The following is a 21,208-nucleotide window of genomic DNA, read 5'->3' on the forward strand; positions in this document are numbered from 1 at the left end:
GCCTAAGTTCAAATTATCTCTTTCTAAATTAGCCCGGATAAAAATCGGTCCCTCTAAAATAGCCTGCCCTGAGTAGGCTACGTCATACAAAGCGTTGGCCAGTCACCAGCTGGCTGGTGGCCATAATGCTCCACAGGATAAACCGTATCAGAACTACGCAAAGAAAAAGCCCCAACAATTTACCGATGGGGCCTTTTGCAGACATTTTACAGCCTTACCAATGATAGAGCGCTAAGGCTTCTGCTTAGTGAACAGACTTGCCCACAGATAATGGATAAAGTTGAGCAGAATGTATGTTACTCGTTGCTCGAATTTCATCGGGGCTTTGTACTTTGTCGTTATGTTATGAATATGAGTAAGGTCCGTATAGAGCCCTGGCGACTTCCTTGTTGACTTCAACACCGAACAGATGTGCTGAACAGACTCCGGTGTGAACAACCGTAGCCCTCGTCGTTGTTTGACTTTATGGATAAAATCGTCCATCCCCATACATAACCATTCCGGCTTGATGCCATCAAACTTACAACGTCCGTTTATGATGACGACATTGATACATTCCAGTTCTCTAGCCTTAAGAGCAGACTGAATAGCCCTGATGTGCCCCTGGTTTTGCTTAAACGGGTTCTGCAACTTGAGGGTTCGGGACTGAGTCCATTTCCGCCAGTGGCTTTCCTCCAGAGTACCGTAGAGCTTGCCTACGTAGTTTTTCTGCTCTATGACGTATATACCATGTGGGGCTACGAGAATGTGATCAACCTGCGTAGTGCTATGAGCCGACAACTGAAAGGTGAGATCACTAAGTAGCCCCTGAGCTTCTTCAGGAAGCCCAGATTCAATTGCCTTTGCAGTCCGCCGTTCCGCTATGGCAGAGGTCATAAATCCCAACAGACACAGCAACACGACGAAAATAAGGATAATGAAAGCTACCCCCGTAATGCTCCACAGCAGATTGAAAGCATCCATGTTACCTCACAGAGGGGTAGCTGGTGGCATTAACAGATTCTACTAAGCGGGTAGTGGTACCGGTAAGGCTCTCAATATTTGAAGACAGGCTCATCAGCATGCCGAGTGCAGAACGGAGATTACGATGAGGCTCATTGTAGTTTTTGAACGTGTCAGTGGAGTACATTTTTGAAAGACGTGTACGGATCTCTACTGACGTAAGATCTCCATCCACCAGGCCGTACTTAACTGCCTGAGGTGTTGGCCATACACGGCCTGAATAGAGAGAAACAGCATCGGCATCATGACGCGAGAGAAGCTTTTTACCCCGTCCAAGTTCAACATCAGTTATAAATTTTTCATGCATCGTGTTCAGGATCTCCTTCTGCATGAACTCCCTCGTTGAATCGGACAATGGGTGGAAGGGGTCAAGAGCATCTTTGAACTCACCGGCCGTAAGGGGCTCATTCTTGACGCCTACTGTGCTCATGATCTCTGACAGATTCCAGTGGTCCATACGCACACCGATAGAACCGATCAGGGCATTACTGTCGGCATAAATTGCATCAGCGGGCGATACCGCGTAATAGCATGCGGATGCGCATATGCCTTTCACACTAACGATGATTGGTTTATATGAGTCTGCGATATCAGAGAAAAAACGACCGGTACCGCTGGAGAGTACTTCGAGGGAGTTTTGCTTCGACCGTGCTTCATCGCCACGTTCTGTGCTCCCGGTTTTGTTACTCTTGTCAGCGGCTACAGATGAAAGAGAGCCACCGGCATCTGATACGCGTTCAATCTGTGGCTGGTGGTTTTTAAGCGCGTTTATCTGGCGGTAAATAATGATGGCGTCAGAGGGACCACCACCACCTGACTCTGCCTCGATAATAACTGCTTTGGCATGGGGATTATTGTAAGCTTTGGCAAGAGCTGTTGCGATCACTGTTCCATCGCCCGTTTCCGAGCCGGTACCCATCTCGCCAGAAATCCGTATTACAGCTATATGGTCTTTCTTCCCTTCAGCGTCCTGCCATTGTTCGTAAAGATTGTAGAAAGAAAACCCTACAGCGGTCATGGCAATTAGCGACATAGCAACTTTTGCCGTGGTATGAATGCGAAACATCTTATAAAAACGGTCAGCGTTATCATTGAGCGATTCTTTGATATTTGTAGGGGACTTCCTTTTTTTACTGCTTAACATCTGACCACCTTTACATGAGTTTTTGAAAGTTAGACCACAAGCGATTCAATGCAATTCCCAGTATCAATAAAGCGACTGGTGGGAAAAGTTGAGCGATATTGTTAAATAGTGACATATTTGGCATGACCAGGTAGACCATCGTTAAAGCACTGATCACCCAAAATGCTCGAAACCAAATACGATAAAACTGAACTGTAACCTTACCAAATACGTACCTCTTCAATTTCCACTGGTACATTCCATCTGCTAGCATGGCAAATAGATAGGGCAGAAAAACGATTAGCCACCCCAGGATTAAGTTCCACCGGAAAATGGACTGATAAAGTAAGAGGGGTATGTTTTTGGCCATAGTGTAATTAATAGAGGTAAATTTTTCAGCAACAATGTTAATACCTCTGGCTGGTTTTTTGGTGTCAGGGATCAGAATAGTATTCAGATAGTCAATTAACTTATAGTCATGTACCAACCAATTTAAAGTCGCTTCACTATTTGCAATGACAGACTTCCAACGGTCATTTGATATGATGGACCGGCTTGCATTAACCTCCTGAGTAATCTGATATTTGAGCTCCTCAGTATTCTGGAAAGCCAAGCTGTAACCAAAATAAATGACCATGCCAAAAAAAAGCATTGTTCTGAGCACTGCTGCCCTGCTTGTATTATCCGCAGCCATTGCTTTCCCTCCATTCACGAAAAAGAGCTAGCCTCTGATCGTGATTGCAATAGTTGTTACGCCACATCGTCGGGATACCCAGGAGCCAGTGGTACTGTTTAGGTATGATTTGGTCGATGAGGCTTAACTCCGCCAGTTCTTTATGCTCTGCGCTTTTCCACTCGATCTGTCCCACATCAGGAACAAATACAGCGGTCCTTGCTTTTGCGGCCTGGCGGGAAAATTCTATAAAGTTGATGCCCCACGGCGTCCAGTATCTGTACTGCTCGTTTAGGCCGATGTTAAACACCGGCAGAGAAAGAGTTGAGTCGGCAAAAGCCGAAATCACATTTTTGCAGACTCTTGGACTATCTATTTTTTCCTGTTCGGTTTTGAGATGAGTCAGCAGTGCACGGTCAATAATGCTGTTAAAGGTGTTTGTATAAAGGCCATTAGGGTCAGGAAGCTGATCTATGGCAGTAATGATTTTAAATTTTAACCGAGAAAGAAAGGGAGAGTCCTCAATAGTAACTATATGACTATGTGTTGTTTCTGGATGAATCTGGGGTTTGATGCGCTGTACTTGTTTAAAAGAGACACTACCTGGCAAATTAATGAATGCGCCCACCGTGCGTGTTAAATCGACGAAATAAGGCAAAAGATAACAACCAAGCATACGGGCATTCTTTTTTACAAGATCACACCGTACGTCATTGTTATCGAAAGAAATACGGAAACTAACGAATTTACGTTCAGGACCTTCGCTGGTGGTCAGTGATTGAATCCATTCATGGCATGATCCTTGTGGTACCGACCAGTAGCTGGTTTCACGGTCCCCAAAGGGATCAGTCGTGATCAACTCTCCCTTTAAAAGGAAAAGCTCAGACAGGGTATTTGCCATGGAGAATAGGGAATCGATATCGTTGCTCTGACAAAATTTTCCCAAATGATGAAACGCGTTTTTTTCTATCATAGTTAGCCGATCTCGAACTTCCTGAGAATCTGCGTACTTTAAACCCAAAGACTGAAAGCGCCTTTTTACGAGCGAGCGACATTTGCTGACTTTTAGTGCAGAGCTTAAAATTTGCTGGCGCGTCAGGACAATTTTTTCATCCATCAATGCAACTTCCTTAGAAATTTATTAAGATTTTTGATATCGAGATTTTGACGCAAAGTAACTTTTCCGGCCTTCTTGAAAAGCATTTCCGACAGAGTTGTGTTTGGCTTCATTTGTTTCTCAGCAACAGCAATAGGGATTTGGCCTACAACCTTCCTGCCATCTTGAAGCCTGGCAACTATGTGAAACATAGGGACCTGACCCAAGAGATCCTTTGGAATACTCTCTTCTAAAGTTGTCTGCTTTCTTTCTGAGATTGAACCTGAGAAGTTATTATGCGGCAAAGATGTTTCTGAACCGGTCGTATAAGTGACCATATTTGTGCTTATCGCACTCTTACCAAAGTTCTCTACAACAAGCGTCTGAGTAGGAGTATCGTTGACTCGCAAGCTTATATAATTGTTGCAGAGCCCCGTAATTCGATTGGCAGTTTCAACACTTGCCGCAGCAATAAAGTCGGAGATGGTTTGGGTGCAAATAAACAGTGCAATTTTCGCTGCACGACCCTGCGCCAGAAGGTTAATCATAGGGTTGTTAATGGCTGAGTGTGCCTCATCAACAAAAATACTTATCCTGGAATTAGCTGACATATCACCATCTTGAGCGTTGTAGCGACTACCGGCACAGGAGGTCAGATCTGACATTATTAATTGAGAAATAGCAGCTGCTGTATCGGGGTTTGAAAGGCCATCAAGCGAAATGTATAGCACCCCGCCAGTGCTGAACATCCCTTCGCTTGTTACAATTTCTCTTGATGATACTGAGTTCGGGTTAGGAGATAAAAGCTCATTTAAAGGTTTTTCAATGAGCATATCGAAAACAGGCATAATACCTGCGGTCATTTTAGCCATATGCTCTGGGTCGGACATTGAGTAATCAATAAGCTGGGAAACAGTATCTAACCAGTCTATTTGTTCGGACCCCTCGTAATTCATGAAATGAGCCGTAAACCATTCAGCGAGACGCTTGAAACGTACCGGCAAGGTATCGTTAGCGACGTACTTAACTTTTTCGGTCCAGACATCGTAACCATAATATCTCGCGTAACATGACTCCATTACCTTGACTGTAAGATTCACAATAGACATGTGGCTTTTCATGTTCTTGTGAATCAGATAAATAGAAGGCTTTTTCTCTATGTAAGAAAGCCCGGAAATCACATTGGAAACGAGAGCCTTGGCATACTGAACGAATGGGTTAACCTCACCGGGAACTGTCACCAAGCTCAAAAGACGAGATGTTAGGTCAGAAACATTAGTATAGGTGTTGCAGACATCAATACAGACCGAAGATGCTGGCTGGCCAGGATGAAATTTATAGAAAGGAAGACCGAGGGTCTTAGCCTCTTCCATTAGAGATTCTCGCCACTCTGCATCGTTCTTTGGATCTATGACAACAACAACATGACCAAGATGAAGCATGCTAATGCTTAGTAAACGCTGTAGCACCGTTTTCCCGGTACCCACGTTTCCGGTTATCAGAGTATGACCAAACCAATTGTCTTCAGTTACAAATATGGGTTCCCTACGTTCCACAGCAAAAATTGCATTGCTGCCGCCCATCTTACGAGCCATTGCGTCAAAATGTCTCTTAATTGGGTTGAAGACGAATGGCAACTCGATCTCACGTTTATCACTGGAGAGGTTAGCTATTTGATATGCCCGATCCGCATGTTCCGGACCCCACTCAAACCCATCACAAAAATAGGACTTTCGCTCGGGTATATCCTTATTTTTATTTTGATAATCCTGAACCAGTTGACGATACTTTCGCTCATTGGAGAAAAAGTTACTTTTGTTAATTACACGCAGTGAATCAAGACTAACGAACATGAAATGTCGCTTGAATACACGCCAATGAGCCATCAAAAATGGCGCTGCTGTTTTGCAACGATAAAGGCACAGCAAAAAAAGCAATATTGAGGTGAACAGAACTATTGGGGCGATGTCCAGTCCGTCTGAAGAAAGTCCCATATAAAGCATAGAAACCGAACAAATCAAAAGTATTGAGGCACTACGATACTCAAGAATAGGCCGATAAAAATTCTCTTGTGCATGGAGGTTAGTCCTCTTCGAATCTGACATTATAGGTTCCCAGCCTCTTTCAGGTTATTGATAATTCGTTCAATGTCCACTTTCGCCCGGTCTGATGCGGCCAGCAAAGTAGGCATGTTAAATGCATGGCATTTTGTATTGATCACAGCACCAGAATTAACGAGGTACTGAGGAAGCTTATTGAAAAGATCTTGAGCCTCTAACTGCGACCCAAATTTTTCCACGCAAGATTGGGTCAGATAGAGAGTATTAGGAGTACTTACCATAAATCTGTTTTTGCGCTTTCTTTTAAACGCCACCTCCATTTTGGACAGAATTTGATGCAGTACTAACGCAATTTCTACAAATTCAAGCTCTGTAACGTCACCTTCGCTTATAAGCGAGAATTCACCATTTTGGTCTGATTCAGTAGATGCAAAGACTTTACTGTTCAGATTGTGACCAGAAACAGGTGATGCTGGTTTTTGTACTTCTGCTTTGTCCGATGATTTATTCCGGTTGCGCTTGGGATTTTGTTTTTCTACCGGTGCTGTTGGGGCGAACAGTCTGGCCAGTGCTGGCGAAAGATGATGCCCCTTAGCGTCTGTGGGCGCATGCTCTCCATTTGATTCTTCAAGTACAGGAGGTAAGGCGGGCTCTTCACTTGCCATCACACTGGTTGCGGCTGCTTCGGTCTGGGAATACACAACTTCAGCTGGTGGTGGGCAGTTACCCTCAGTATCTGGTTCTGAGTTTTCTTGTCCTACAGAAACATCCATAGAGCGTTCATTCGTACCCTGGGGATCAGCGTTCTGTTCTCGGTTAAGTTCTGGTAATTCTGACGGCTCGGAGAGAAGCTTTTCATTATGGACCGAAGAGCTTGTTGCACAACTACCGACTTCTGGCCGAGAAACACTAAGCTGTGAGAAATCGGTATAATCAATGATCTCATGCTCTTCATCTTCTTTCTCAAAAAGATGTTGATAATGTTCATATTCCACAGCCTCAGTTTTCAGCGGACCAGTCGCGGATGCACTATCGGTTCCATGATATTCCACGTCGCCAGAATGTTCTTCGACTGCATTTACACGTGGGGGAGGCAGCTCAAGCGTTTGCTTTGGACGTGGGGCAGAGTTTTCAACAGAAGACTCATCATTAATCACTAATGCCTGATACATAGAAGTATTGAAAAGTGACTTTAAAGTTGTTGGCCTTCTTGGCTCATGATAGGTGAGCTGGAACCCGGCGCAGTTATCGCCGAGCTGGACTAAACGCAGATCGTCAATGTCCCTTACTATCCACATTCCATCGAGAGAGCCTTCTCTGAATGTCAGTTGGAAATAGGGCTCTTCACTGAATGCTTTTTCATCTAATCCCGGCAGCAATGCCATAGTGGTATCTATGTTGAGGTAGGGGACAGCATCAACACACACTATATAGTCATTGGAAAGTGGAGCGCTTAAAAGGAGTTCATGAAGTTGGTTGACCAGGACATGGGATTCCGTGTCCTTTGCCGATTCATCTTCACTTTCTTCTATATCAGGAATGACAGGATCAGCTGCTTCCTCACCCTCAGATTTAACTATCTGCGTGTCATTATCAATTTCATTATCACTTTCGGCTTTCTTCTCAAAATCGTCGGATGAGCCTTCATTTTTCTTAGAATGTATATCAACATCAATAGAGGCAGAGGAGCGGCCTAAATCATTAACCTTAAGAACAGCCGTCTCAACAGTATCAGTAATTTTAGTTATAACGTCCCGACCGGGCACTGGTCTTCTGTATTCAGTAACTGTTTTTTGCTCGTCAATGTAAATAAAGTCTTTATTGGCATTAACGCTAAAAAGACCCGGCACTGAGTCAGGGATTTTATAGGAATCAAAGATTAAACCAATCCACCTTAGCTTAAGAAGGTTATAGAATTCTAGTTTCCCTATCCCATTTCTAAAGATGTTTGATATTTCGTTTTCCGAATAGATACCCGGAATGAAGTAGTGAACGACACGCTCATCATCATAGGGCTCGACGTAACCACGTTGAACTAGGGATTCTACCAATACGGTCTTACCAGCCTCTCCCTGAGGGAAGTTATATTTATGTAATTCGAAATCATTGAGAACAAAATCAAGGAATGCGTTCTCGTTAAGGTATACCTCACCATTTACGATAATGATGTGCATAGGCTTAGCATTGTAATTGTTGATATTGATACTGGTAAAGTTGTGCTTGATGGTACTAATGGCCCTTGCTGCTGCATCATTAGAACGCAGACCCATGATAGGGTCACGTAAAACATTAAGGTCTGTACCAGTAGAATAGAAATCAGCGGTCCTCACGCATTTAGACAAAAAGTCATTCCCATCAGTATAAACGTTTAGGGCGGTGATCATTTTTGAATAAACACGTTCTTTATTTACCCGATCCAAAAATGCAAGACATACCGGGTTTAGGATTCGCTCAAGGAAAACGCTGGACCAGATATTATGTTGATTATGAATACGCTTTCGCCAGTGGATTTCGTATTCAACCACGTCATTTTCACGTGCCCAGTCAAGAAGACTTTGTGAGCTTGGCGTCCAAATGATCGGACTAGCTAAATTCAGGCTTACAATGTCGAGATCGTAAACCTTTCCGGCATCATGGACTAAACCACAGATAAACGCAGCATAGAGATATACTTTTCTACGGACTACTTCTTCATCTTGATATCCGATTGGTCTCAGTTCTGAGTGATGCGCATTTTTTAAAGAGAGTATGGCCACTTCCAGGCTGTGAGAAAGTAACCCACCAATACCATTATGATGATGATTTTCGGAAGCTGGCAAAAGATGTATCCAGCGAACATATTCAACCAAGGGCTTTAAAACTAAATTAGTAAATGTATATGCATCGTCCCTGATGTCGCTATCGCTGATAGCTAACATCATTGAAATTGAGTGCAGCTTTTCCCGATACAGAGACAGGATTGACTGTTCATTAAATGTCTGTATGCCCGTCGGACGAGTTGGATACTCGATGAATTTCAGGACTTCTGGATTTGGATGATCAGGAACAGTGTACTTCTGATCTCCTAGAATCTGCGCAAAAGGAGAGAGGCTTGATATATCCTCAATCATTACAGAGGTTGCATCATTCTCCTGAGATGAGAATATCCCCAAAATCCGTTTAATACATAAATACAGCGCCCTGAAATTCATCATCATACCTTATCGACGTTTGCCTGACAGTTCGGCTGCAATGTATGCCTGCACACTTTTATATTGCATTACTTTGGTGATGAACTCTGCTGGACTGTATGGCCCATCCTTACGGCGAGAAACATTCAGAGTCTTTTTCACATTCTCAACATATAAATTAATACTCTTTATAATGTTGTGAGACATAACCGGATAGTCGCTTACAGCCAGTAAACCCAATGAGTTGTACTCATACATTGTGTTCATGAGCTGGTTCATCTCGAAGATGTACTTGTAAAACCTCATGGTGTTGTGGTTATTGAAGTTGAGTTGTACTGGTTCAAAACTGAAAGGTACAAACTGAGTTGATGACATGAATGAGTCATTCTTGTCGAACTCAATTGACTTAATATAAGCAACAAGATTTTCTTTCATCTTATTGTTTTCTTCATGCAGCTCGTTGAACCAATCCTGAATAGCCTGAACAAGGTCAGGATGTTTAACTGCATCAACCGTTTTAAAGAGAGAGGAAATAGCGATACTCACATCATCAAAACCTCTGATGACTGCTCCATTTCTGGCAGTTAAAAACCGGTTAAAGTCTGGGGTGCCGGGGTTAATAATAACTTTGGCCATACCCTGGTGCTCTGGTCTACGTTGAGTAGAAGTTTGAGCGTTTACGCCTTGCTTTTTATTTGAACCTTTTACCATTACATCTTTTGGTTCAATGTTAATACGCTCATTGTCCGTGATAATTGCGTCGTTCATTGTGCCACCTTAGTTTTTGAGTATTGACGGATTTTTCGTCCAAGTTCGATATATGCTGAATGATAGAGCTCAAGCATTTCTCTGTAAGGCTCCAGCAATGCTTCCGTTTCAGAAATCATTTCGTATTCCCAGCTGGCATGGTTTACAAAACAGTTCTTAGAATATTTTCCACTTTTCATTGGTTGCACCCGTTTTGACATGTGGCTAGGCGCTCTTGTTTTATAAGGGCTGAACTGATGCCAAGTGATCGTTACTTTTCTGGCATTACCAATTAGCTCAACTTTTGGTGCGTAAGAACCCAGGTACTCCCTCTTTGGAACTTTGCTATGTCGGGTAAGGTTAATCTCTTGGTGGTTTCGTTCCTTCCACTTGATCCAGTATTTTGTAATGAGATCTTCAGCCTCAACACGCAAACCTTCAATCTGAGCACGTAAATTTTTACGTGTTAGCTCTATAGAACTTATAAGATTTGAATTACTCATGACGCCTCCTGATGTGAAATTACTATACCGGAGGAAATTTCCGTTTTTTTTCACGAACAGAAGATTTTTGAATGCTCTTTGATGAGGGAATTGAACAGATGTAATGCACTCGCTGTTTCCCCCATTCGGGAGGGGCCTTCAGAAACAGTAACAGCGAGTTTAGCCTCACTTCCATCGCTACCCCCTAAAGTTACTTTTGACAGAATGACCATTGTGGATTATTGCTTTTGATAATGTGCATTGCTCTATTAAAGTTATACATATATCTAGTGCCACTTTTCCAAAAAAAATGACCCTATGGAACTTTGTCCATAGTGACACTTTTATAAAAAGTGACCCTATGACGACATTACATAGGGTCACTTTTCAAACATAAGTGACCCTATGTGAGGCATTCATAGGGTCACTTTTCTTTGTTTAGTGATCCTATGTAAGCATGAGGTTGATGAAAAGTAAAAATGTCAGTTTATGACGGTCAGTGAAAGACGTCGTTATTCTAATCCAACGTTGGGAGGAGCTGGATTTAGGTTTTTTTTTAATCGCTTCACATTTCGTTAGCATGCGCAGGAATTTTTGATAAAATTCTGGTTAGTTTGGTTAAAAAGTGTTACAAGTAAGCGGTGTGGTTGAAGGGATAGATTTAAGGCTTATTCAAGCCTTAAGAAAATACTAAAAGTTACTTTTCACCCTACCGAACACCTAACAAAAAATCCATGTTGAAGATTTGAACAATTGTAATGGCGCAAGGACAATCAGCACATGTCAGAATCTGATAATTTAACTCGTAGCTTACTCGGTAAACTTTTCCGCACTGAGATTTCGCTTATTCGTAGTTACCGTGCATTTTTAATGTTATTGCCTGTGCATGGATCTTCTGCATATCAAACTGGGACTCCTCTTCTCCAGCGTCGCCTATTTGGGAAAGGATTTAGTACAGCCGCTGATTTAGCTTTTGAAGTGGAAACACGTCCAGGTAGTTTTTTGGTTCCGCGTACACTCGGAAAGGAAATTACATGGGAGAGGTTTTTTTCTGCGGTCTTGGACGGTGATTCCAATGTAATTCGTGAATATGATACAAATGATATTGACTATGGTATTTACGATGCCGGTGAAAAAGTGACTTTTCTGAATGGTACAGTGGATATCTATAATCCCAAGAAGATTCATGAGTTGCGTTCTAAATGTGTTGATATACAGAATGACTACTTTATGCAGGTGTTCTTTATCTCAATGCTCGCACCAGAGTTTGTAAGTATTTTCTTTGGTTTAAAACCAACTACAGCTGATGCTATTAAAGACATTGGTTATTCATCGTTAAAAACAATTAACGATGTCGTTCTTTTCCCACGTACAATTGCTTTCTCACAAGGGCATATTGAAGAGAGTGTTTCACTTAAAACGAAAGTTTTTGCCTGGGCTTATGAATTGTCTGCTGACATCCGGTTAGGAAAAGTTAGTGATGATTTGATGGAACTATTACGTTATGACACTATGTTCACCAGTCACCGTCAGGATGTGTTCAACACTTTAACAAATAAAGTTATGTTAAAGGATTATTGATATGGCAAAGGTCGATCAAACAAAAGCTAATGCTCTATTGCGAGCAGCAAGAACTATGTCGCTTGGGGCAAATAAAAATACAATACGAATTTTGTACGGTAATCATGTTGCTGAAAATATCGATTTTGAGCCTGGTGCAAAAACAAAACTCAAAAAAGGTATCCGGGGCTGGAGCAAACGCACAGATAACCGCCGAGCCTTTTCTGCTGTTATTGATGTCGCAGTTAACTATTTTGGTTTTGATCCAATAAATCCGGAAGCGAGTTTTCGGCAAATTGACTTCAACCGAATAATGAGTGTCCTTCATAATCTGGGATACTTTGTATGCGCACCGGAAGTTAATAAAATAATAGAAATCCTTACTTCTATGAAAGAAATTGAAGAACTAGGTGCCTGCGAAAAATGTAAACGCCCATACATTGTGCCAGTGACAAATGATGCTCATTGTCCACGTTGCAGATTATCTTCAACTGCTTCAGCCATAGAGAGGTATTCTCAAGAAGAATTAGATTAAATTTAAAAAAGATATCGCGAAACTTGCCTTGTCTGAATCTAAATATTGACTTAAGTCAAATTCTGTTGTTTGCTTTACAATCAAATATTAGTTACAACTTAAATATCAACTCTTGACAAGTAAAGATATAATTTGATTTTTCTTTATTCAGTTTTTCTTCGTTCCAAAAATGTGCACCTTTTTTTCTGTTGAAAACGTAAAACTACTTAGGTTCTCAAAACCTTCTATGCATGACGACTTCTTAATCGCTTTCAATTAATATATTTTATATTCTTGTCTAAGTTCGCTTCTTTGATCCTTAGCTATTCCTTTTTTGAAATATAGAAACAGCATTACTTGTGATGATTTTTTTCAGCTCTAAATACACCTGTTTTCAAAGCAATATTTGCTTTTAGATATTCGATAAAACCATGTTTTTGTTACACCGGATTTTTGACAACGTGCAAGATGGATGATCTTTCCATCACCGAGACTATCTTCTTAGTCAGCACTCCTTTTCCGTCCTTTTCAACATAAAAACGACCATGCTATACGAGCTCTAACCTTTTTTTTGTATGCCATCATAACCGCATCAGAAAAGGAGAACGGTCTATGACTCGTATTGCATTAGCGCCTTCAAAGATGGTTTTGCTTATGTCTTTGGTAATTACTGGTGCCCACGCCAGCCCTGAGCAACCCCTAATAAAAGATACGCCCTTTGTATCTGGCCAGGCTTATAAGAAGGGTTTCTTCTGGTATGACGATCCTGCTAAAAAAAGCGAAGCTGAAGAAGAAGAGGTTTTGCCACCAACCGGTGCTGCTAGCTCGCCTTCAAAAGAGGAAATGGTAGATTTAAATTCAAAATGGCTAAAAGAGAATATGCCTCGACTGTTAACGCAGGCAATGGATAACCCTACCGCAGAAAATCTATCACGTTATTACACGGCGCAAAGGTTAATGCTGGATATCAGTACGCGTTTTTCTGACAAATCAAAAGATTATTTTCTTAAAAACCCGATGATGTCTGAAAAACGCAGGCAACCAGTGGAAAAGGTGGCACTGGATGCTCACCGCACTGTTGTTGAAAAAAATCAGCAAACGGTAATGAAAGATATCTTTACTAAGTCAGGTTTATTTTTCTTTTTCCAGAGTACTTGCCAGTTTTGCCACGAAGAAAGCCAAATACTTCAATTTATGCAGAACTATTATTCGGTAGATATTCTTCCAATCAGTATGGATGGAAGGCCATTGCATAATGGCCTTTTTCAGGATTTTAACATCCCCAACGCACAAATTATTGATCAATTTAAAATTCGAGAGGTACCTACAATTTTCCTGGTTTCAAAGGATGGGACATCAGCTCAGCGCATTAGTGAAGGCATGATCTCCGCTGATGAATTAAAGAACACTATTATACTTGCCGCGAAGGGCATGAATCTGATCGATGACGCTTCGTTCCAGTCAACTCTAGATATTAAAAGGCAATATACCATCGGCGATGATGGCGTTATTACCGTTAATAAATCCGAAATGGAATCAGACCCATTCCTACTTCAAAAAATAATGGACCAAAAACTCGAAGGCTATGACATGCCTACGGCCGATCCGGTCAATTATCTCAATGCTGGCGGCAGTTTTGGAGGCACTTATGCGCAGTAATGCCGTTTTCAACTTCAAAAAGTTACTTTTGTCTCTTTCTGTTTGTGCTGCAATTTTAGCCCCGACTGCAAATGCAGACAACGCAATGCGTAACATTTTCAATGGCATGATGACGTCTACCAGCCCGGCCACCTTTTCCACAGCAACCCGTACAGGCATAGTTGGCGGGTCAATGTCTTACCGAACAACAAACGTTAATACCAACCTTGTTTCCATGTCGTTTCCAAAAGCTTCTGTCGGTTGTAACGGTATTGACGTTTTTCTTGGGTCCTTCAGCATGATCAACGGGGACCAGCTTGTGCAGGTGGCCCGTGGTATTGCCCAGGGTGCGGCTATCTATGCTTTTAACGTTGCTGTTTCAGCTATTTGTGCTGACTGTGCTGCAACGATTAATGACATCCAAAACAAACTGCAAGCGCTAAATAAATTTGCGAAAGATTCATGCAATGCAACTTACTCTTTCCTTTCTGAAAACGTGGGTACGCCAAGCCAGTTCGCTAACTCAGTTAGCTCTGGACCAGCCTCAATTCTGGGATCGATTAATGGTCTTATTCCTGATTTTGGCTCATCGATGACAAAGTCACCTGAAGCTGTCACTTCTCAGGTTAAAGCAAAGGATCCCGAAGAGTTCGCTGAAAAATTCAGTGGTAACCTCTTCTATATGTCGTTCATGGATATTGATAAGGGAACGATGAACATCGGAGGGGTAACGGAGTTATCCGGTTATAAACTGGCAGAACAACTTATGTCTCTCGTAGGTACTGTCATTATCAACTGGGATAGCAAAGGCGAAAAAGCGGGAATGGAAGTCCGCCCGTCTACCATGACTGTCACGGATTACATCATGGGGCCACCAGCTGGCGGATCAATTAAAATGCTCAAGTGTTCTCCGGCACCAGATCCATCATCCCCACGAAAGGCTCAGTGCCTTGTCATGTCAGAAGTTAATGACGGTGGTTTTAAGGGATTGAAGGATACCATTTCTGATCTTCTTTTAAACGTACAGAAAAAAATCATCAACGACGTTCGTGTTTCAGATGATGAATTACGCATTATCTCCTATATCGGCATCCCGACCATTATCGACTCTTTGCAAACATTCGAAGCACCGGAAGGGTACGCATACATTCAGGACATCAGCACTATTGCTGCGACGAGCCTCGTAATCAACATGTTGCGCCAGGTTGAGGCCAAAATTTCAACCATGAGCATACCGAGTGAGTCGCTGTCGGGTAAAAGGGATGATCTCAACCGATTAACAGACAATCTCTCAAAACAGGTTAAAGCCGCCTATGAGCTATCGCACAGCCAGGTCGGTACCAGCTCGGACGTCATTTCAACCTGGGATAACCGTCGCCTGCAACGGAAGGCTTTCACTGAAAGTATTCGTGGCACACGTAACTGAGGTCTGACATGGATTACAACATATATACCCTGGGTGATATTGATTTTGTCTGGTCGGCTTTTACCGGTATTGCCCTGATCTTTTCTCAATATACTGGTGTAAAAGAGTTCTTGACCACGGCCGCCGTTGTAGCAGGTGTGAGCCTATTCTATAAAACGTGGCTATGGCTTCAGGCTCCGACCAAAAATGAATTACCGTTTTTCTCCTGGTTTTTGGGGTTGATCCTTTTCATGATGGCAATGGTTCGAGTGGATGTAACTATTGAATCTGTAAAGTCGGGAGAGGTCAGAAACGTCGACGGAATTCCAATTTTTATTGCTGCGATGGCAACCGTCACCACTAACTTAAGCCAGGGTTTGCTGAAGGATTATAAAACAGCGTTTGATCCGCTTTCTCCGGTGGACCTGTCTGCAACAACTCTGGACGATGACATCACCCTCGGTCCGATGATCCGATTCGTGAAGTTTTTGCAATGGGGCGGCGATAGCCAGGGCTACTGTTCCGCATTTCCTGAACCGGCCAGCGGGCTAGGGCCAATGAACGTATGTGCTACCGTTCAGTCTCTTGCATACAACTGCCTGAAGGCTACCCAAAACTCAAGCGCAAATATTGCCGGTAAAGAAACTATTTTTAACGATATTTTCTCAGCTAATCTGGCAGATAGCATGGACCGGATTAATCAGGCGATGAAAGGCGCACTGAAGAATGCCTCTGCCAGTATTGTTGGCGCTAACGGTTCAAAATCTGGTACGTGTGATGAGGTCTGGTCAACTGTGAAACAGGTTACCAGTACAGCTGAAGCTCGCCAGACTATTTCCCTTATAGGACAGACAAACGGCATCCTTACTCCAGACGAAGCAAATGGTGCACCTACCGGCGCAAGCTTTACTGATGTTATGGCGTCAGCAAATGGTATGTACGGTAAGGCTATTGGTTCGTATGACGCCACCCTGAACCTGTTCATTATGAATGAGCTCAGAAATGGCGCAAGCAAATATAAGACCCCACTCGGTCTGGCTTCCGATATGCAGTTGTTTGAGGCTTCTCTGAAGCGAACCAACACAATGGCTTCACAGGGCCAGTTGTGGTTACAACTGTCGGGAGCAGCAATCGCATTCCTTGAAATGTTTGCTTATATGGTTGCTCCATTTGCTTTGCTTATGCTGCTGGCGTTAGGTGGTAATGGTGTTGCCGCTGCGGCGAAATATTTGCAACTTATCCTCTTCGTGAATATGTGGCCGCTTACGGCAGTAATGGTCAACGCGTATGTGAAGAAAGTCGCGACGGCCGACTTGGATACCTGGAGCACCCTCAACAGCCAGAATAATGCCGTCACGTGGATGGGACTCCCAGGGCTTGCGGAAACATACAGTTCATACCTGTCTGTTGCTTCCGCCCTCTATGCTCTGATTCCGGTACTCACATTATTCCTGATGACACAGTCGATTCACCCGATGATGAATGCGGTTAAGGGAGTGACCCCCGATGCGCCGGTGGATACTGGTCATGTAACGCCCAAAGTATGGGATGGCCCTAACAGCGGTAAATCTTCATTTGGTGACGTGACACGAACCGCCTTAACCAGTACCGGTCAGGGATACAGCGATGGCGGCGCAGTTGATTCAAGTAATTTCCGTCTTGGAATGTGGAATGCTGGTTCAAGTATCGCTAACAGCCAGGGACAAGGATCAGCTGTAACCTCATCAGTTATGAGTGCGGCAAGTAATTCATTCCAGGCTGGTTACAGTCAGATGAGCGAAATTGGAAGGTCAGGACAGTCGAGCCAGCAGTTCTCAACCAACCTGCAAACAATGAAGCAGATCTCGGATAAGATTGGTGCCTCTGTAGCAGAAGGTATTGCAACGAAACATGGGGTGAGTGCGTCTCAGATGGCCAGCATTGCTTCAAATGTTATTCTCAACGCTGGGCTTAATGGAGGTGTTGGAACTGGCAATGGAGCCGGGCTGAAAGCGGCTGTAGCAGGGCAATTGAGTAGCGGTGCATCTAAGACCAATACAGGCAGTGACTCGCTTTCAAATGACCTTTCAAAAGCAATCACGAATCAGCTTAGCCAGGATTCTGCGTTAACTGACCAGTTCAGTAAAGCGGCGTCTCAGGTAAGCAGCGATCAGATATCCAATACTAATGCGTTTAAAGAAGCATCGTCGAAAATGAACCAGGCGACACAGACGATGGCGCAAAATATTTCTACATCGGTTTCGACTAACGCAAGCTCCAATAGTGGAATGAGCCTTGATTCTAAACAAAGCATTAACCTGGACAGGTTCTCCGATTCTATTCGCAACAAAAACTTCAGTGATGATGATGTAAGGAATTTTGCTCGTAAGAATGGGCTGGATGAGAATGCGTTTATGGAGAAATTCAACTCCTATAACGATACCTTCAAGGCCAGTAATCAGCTTGGATCGCAGCTTCAACGTACTGACGCGCTTGTGGCTGCAACCCGAGATTTCAGTGAGCAAAAAATTGCGATTGATACCGCCCGGGGAGAGACGGCCGAAAGTAATAAACAGGATCTCCGTGAAACCTCCAGCCTGCTTAAAAGTCTGGTTTCCGACTTCGGTGGTAATGCACAGCAGCTGCTACCTATCACCAATCAGCTCGACAGAATTTCAGGTGACGGGTCAGGAATTAATACTATCACTCAGGCACAGGATAGAACTCCTGACAGCGTAAATACGTCTGGCGTGATGAGTGCGTCACGCGTAGGGGAACTGGGTGGAAGTGTAGATTCGCAGGCTAAACTCGGTCTTTCCTCCAACGCTCAGGACGCGACACAGCATGTCCCTGGAAAAAGTGAAGCTGGCTTTACTCCGTATAACCTTGATAACGCGGGCAAAGGCGATATTCAGGGAATACATAACAACAACGTGGGCCGCACTTATTCTGATGAAGAAAGGAATGTGCTTAATTCTCTCGAAAAGAATGGACCTGTACTGAATAATCAGGGTGTAGAGAAAGTCGTCAATTCGGGTCAGGATGTCAGAAATGCAGAAGGCACATTTAACGATCTGGAAAAGGTTGGAGGTCGGGTGGTTGGTGATGGAATGGATCAACGAGCCACTGCTTTGAACAGTATGTATCAGAGCGGGCAAGTTCGTGGCTTATCTAATAACACTGATAACTACTTTAGTCGTGTTGCCAACAACCCGAACTTAAGCCGGGACGATAAGCGAGCTGAATTGGCACAGCAAGCTGTCTTTACCTATGGTGCCAGCACCATGGCTACCGGTGCCGAAAGAGAGCAGCTCAAAGCGGATACCCAGAAGATCCTTAATGAACTGGGTAACTATAACGTTAACTGGAGTATGAATGACGTTAAGAGCATCCATAGCAGTTTCAACACTCATAACAGAGCTGATGGTTCACTTGAGTCAGTCGTACGGGCAAACCTGGGAGAAGGTGGGTCGGGCGGTGGTCTCGTTGGTAACCGCACTCAGACCGTCACAGATCGCTTGGTTGGGGAAAAGATAGAGGCCAACACTGAGCGGGGCGCGATTTCTGGTGCGCTACTCGGGGGCCAGCAATTTGTTTCGGATACGCTAACCAGCGTTGGGGCGAAACCGGTAAATGAGATGCTTACGGGAGCGGGCATCCTTCAAACCCAGACATCGATAGCAAATGATGCCTCTAACCCTGCAAATATGCCTGATTCTCTCCAGGGTAAAGTCCTTAATCACATGCAGATGTCTGATGGCGTCGCAGCTGTAAGTGACCGGTATCAGAGTATTAGCAGCGACGGCGTTTCGACTTATGCGAATGCAGCGCAGAACTCTGAAAGGGCTATCCGGCAGCAATTGACGGATGACCCACGCTTTGGGCCTCAGAAAGCAGATGAATTCATTCAGTACATGAAGTCAGAGCTGAGCAACACAAATGAGCCTTACCAGTCACGTGTCGATAAAGCGGATCAGTGGCTTAATGAAAATAAAAAATAAGGGAGGTTGAATATAACCTCCTGAAATGACTATCAATAGATTGTAAATTACTGCTAAACAATTAAGGCCGCAAAGTATGTGTTTGCGGCCTTTTTTTCAGAAGTACCGCTCTTGCGGAACATTCAACTGACGGTTTGAATCAGTGAAGACAAAAATCTATCAAACTCTGTATGAGATTCAATAACATAATCAGTAGATGCTTTGTCTCTTATCTGAAAGCAGTCGTCTGCAAAACTATAAGCGAAAAGTGACATGCCATCTTCTCCGATTAACACCTTATCAGTGAGATTTGGGTCAACGTAGATTTCATTGTCTCGTGCTTCAAAGTTGCGTATGTAAATATTTGACCACAATAGATTTTCGTTCTCTGCCTGAACAAGGTTATAAAACGTAAGTCCGTTGTACTCAAAACCATCCATAGCATTAAACACTTGGGCATAATCAAGCCTGGTTTTAATGAGTTTCTGTATATCTATATAGGCGCTCTTTTTGTGATCTGCCCACTCCACTGGAGGCGGATTGCAGATTAAGTCTTTCAAGACTTCCGGGGCTACCGGGCTGGCTAAAGGGTAGTGATCTGCAACCATCAACCTCTTTAAGCTGCTGAGTAGTTGAGTTAAATCTTTCATGAGCGCCTCTTACTTTCCTACCGGGTAGATAACACCGTTCGGCGATGGCCATAGAACTTTGGTGCTTGAATTATACGGTAGATCCTTCGTAATGATGGATTGTGCTTTCGACAGTGCTGAATGGTATGGTGAATTCTGAATAAGTACCAGGTTGTCTATAGCGTTTGTGCCACCATCATCAAGAGGGATCTTGTGGTGAACCTGCCACCCAGAGGGGACCTTGCCTGTTGCAAGTTTCATCAAATCGTTAGGTTCAAACGTAGCCAGGGCATCTGGGTGGTCTGAAAGTGATTTAAGGAAGTTAGGGCGTACAGTATTGTTGAATTGTCCACGGAGAGCTAAATATTCAGCTCTGTCTCGGCGCATGTAGTTCAATTCGCTAACATTCATATCATCGAGCAAAACGTGTGCTTTTTTGTACTTGCCGAGATAACTTGTCAATTCATCCGCAGACCTTGGATTTCGGATAACCAGAAGTGAAGCCGCTGCAACCAGCATACCTGAAGTTGTTTCGTTCAATACCTGGTCATAGCCTTCAACAGCTTCGCCGCCAAGTTGTTCAGCCGTATGTCGAAATCCCTCCACATTTCCATTATAAAGCCCGCCAGCTGCGAGAAGACGACCAGCCGCTTTGGAATTAATGGTTTTTGTTGATTGGGCGTGCTGTGCTGGTGTCGTTGATCGAACGTAATACCCCGGGCGTTTCAACTGACGAGAGATGATATCGCGCAGACGGGTAAAGAGGGACAGGGGCAGGTCATTGCGTAGGTTGCCATTTGATATAACCCCCGGCCCGGCATTGCCGGTTATGTCTTTTCTAAGCAGAACGATCTTACCGTATCTGATGTCGTCAAGCGTATCGCGGTAAGCGAGCCAGGGGCGTTGATGGTGGAACTGGTGATACCGGCTGACAAACTGTGTATATCCCTGCGGTAAATTCCATTCCTGAATAATCCGGTTTGGCAGGGCGGTATCTTCGAGGTCATGTACCGCCGTGGCCGGATGTATGATGTGGGGAATATCCTCAAGGTATATGTCATCCAGTGACTTAGCCTGACAGTGATGCAGCATAATGTCCCTTTCTTGTCGAATTCATATGAGACATTATTGCGTATGGTATAAAACAATC

General features: G+C 43.6%; 15 protein-coding genes. 5 read left to right on the forward strand and 10 right to left on the reverse strand.

The genetic code is table 11. From position 1 onward, the window contains the following. Positions 1-231 precede the first annotated feature (231 nt). Genes AAER43_RS23265 through mobI form a run of 8 tightly spaced genes read right to left on the reverse strand, consistent with a single transcriptional unit; the run spans position 232 to position 10,374 of the window. Complete coding sequence (locus AAER43_RS23265) at positions 232-963, reverse strand: nuclease-related domain-containing protein (protein ID WP_000338612.1); 732 nt, start codon at positions 961-963, stop codon at positions 232-234. 1 nt (position 964) lies between these two features. Then, positions 965-2,146: a S49 family peptidase gene (locus tag AAER43_RS23270; protein WP_000952985.1), complete on the reverse strand. Its 1,182-nt coding sequence runs from the start codon at positions 2,144-2,146 to the stop codon at positions 965-967. 10 nt (positions 2,147-2,156) lie between these two features. Further along, positions 2,157-2,819 (reverse strand): DUF4400 domain-containing protein, encoded by a 663-nt coding sequence (locus AAER43_RS23275; protein ID WP_000718549.1) that lies wholly within the window; start codon positions 2,817-2,819, stop codon positions 2,157-2,159. After that, entirely contained in the window at positions 2,806-3,915 is a 1,110-nt protein-coding gene (locus AAER43_RS23280) for a hypothetical protein (RefSeq protein ID WP_000343600.1), read from the reverse strand. The genes AAER43_RS23275 and AAER43_RS23280 overlap by 14 nt, the downstream gene beginning before the upstream one ends. Further along, positions 3,915-5,999, reverse strand: a complete 2,085-nt coding sequence (gene traD / locus AAER43_RS23285) for a conjugative transfer system coupling protein TraD (RefSeq protein ID WP_001284073.1) — start codon at positions 5,997-5,999, stop codon at positions 3,915-3,917. The genes AAER43_RS23280 and traD overlap by 1 nt, the downstream gene beginning before the upstream one ends. Beyond that, a complete protein-coding gene (gene mobH, locus AAER43_RS23290; RefSeq protein WP_012477394.1) occupies positions 5,999-9,151 on the reverse strand; it encodes a MobH family relaxase in 3,153 nt (1,050 codons plus the stop codon). Before mobH ends, traD begins: the two co-directional genes overlap by 1 nt. A 3-nt stretch (positions 9,152-9,154) precedes the next feature. Beyond that, positions 9,155-9,892, reverse strand: coding sequence for a hypothetical protein (locus AAER43_RS23295; RefSeq protein WP_000995978.1), 738 nt, complete (start codon positions 9,890-9,892; stop codon positions 9,155-9,157). Beyond that, positions 9,889-10,374: a conjugative transfer protein MobI(A/C) gene (gene mobI / locus AAER43_RS23300; RefSeq protein ID WP_000071885.1), complete on the reverse strand. Its 486-nt coding sequence runs from the start codon at positions 10,372-10,374 to the stop codon at positions 9,889-9,891. The genes AAER43_RS23295 and mobI overlap by 4 nt, the downstream gene beginning before the upstream one ends. Before the next feature lie 759 nt (positions 10,375-11,133). Between mobI and AAER43_RS23305 the strand changes: the two genes are divergently transcribed. The 5 genes from AAER43_RS23305 to AAER43_RS23325 all read left to right on the forward strand — a co-directional run bounded on the left by AAER43_RS23305 (position 11,134) and on the right by AAER43_RS23325 (position 19,450). Continuing rightward, the gene (locus AAER43_RS23305) at positions 11,134-11,934 is read left to right on the forward strand and encodes a hypothetical protein (RefSeq protein ID WP_000004208.1); all 801 of its coding nucleotides are present in this window, start codon (positions 11,134-11,136) and stop codon (positions 11,932-11,934) included. A 1-nt stretch (position 11,935) separates the two neighbouring features. Then, a complete protein-coding gene (locus AAER43_RS23310; RefSeq protein ID WP_001140952.1) occupies positions 11,936-12,448 on the forward strand; it encodes a hypothetical protein in 513 nt (170 codons plus the stop codon). Positions 12,449-13,039: 591 nt separating this feature from the next. Then, a complete protein-coding gene (locus AAER43_RS23315; RefSeq protein ID WP_000196727.1) occupies positions 13,040-14,086 on the forward strand; it encodes a thioredoxin family protein in 1,047 nt (348 codons plus the stop codon). Next, positions 14,076-15,491, forward strand: coding sequence for an IncHI-type conjugal transfer protein TrhH (gene trhH / locus AAER43_RS23320; protein ID WP_001257292.1), 1,416 nt, complete (start codon positions 14,076-14,078; stop codon positions 15,489-15,491). The genes AAER43_RS23315 and trhH overlap by 11 nt, the downstream gene beginning before the upstream one ends. An 8-nt stretch (positions 15,492-15,499) precedes the next feature. Beyond that, on the forward strand, positions 15,500-19,450 hold the full coding sequence (locus AAER43_RS23325; RefSeq protein ID WP_000386160.1) for a conjugal transfer protein TraG N-terminal domain-containing protein: 3,951 nt from the start codon (positions 15,500-15,502) through the stop codon (positions 19,448-19,450). A gap of 122 nt (positions 19,451-19,572) precedes the next feature. On the opposite strand, the gene AAER43_RS23330 is transcribed toward AAER43_RS23325, so the two are convergent. Together AAER43_RS23330 and AAER43_RS23335 are read right to left on the reverse strand one after the other, a co-directional pair. Next, entirely contained in the window at positions 19,573-20,079 is a 507-nt protein-coding gene (locus AAER43_RS23330; protein WP_000654195.1) for a YrhA family protein, read from the reverse strand. A 9-nt stretch (positions 20,080-20,088) separates the two neighbouring features. Next, entirely contained in the window at positions 20,089-21,150 is a 1,062-nt protein-coding gene (locus tag AAER43_RS23335) for an HNH endonuclease (protein ID WP_000902297.1), read from the reverse strand. Positions 21,151-21,208: the final 58 nt, after the last annotated feature.

It is taken from the genome of Enterobacter sp. FUJ80071 (assembly GCF_038739915.1).
GTDB lineage: Bacteria > Pseudomonadota > Gammaproteobacteria > Enterobacterales > Enterobacteriaceae > Enterobacter > Enterobacter kobei.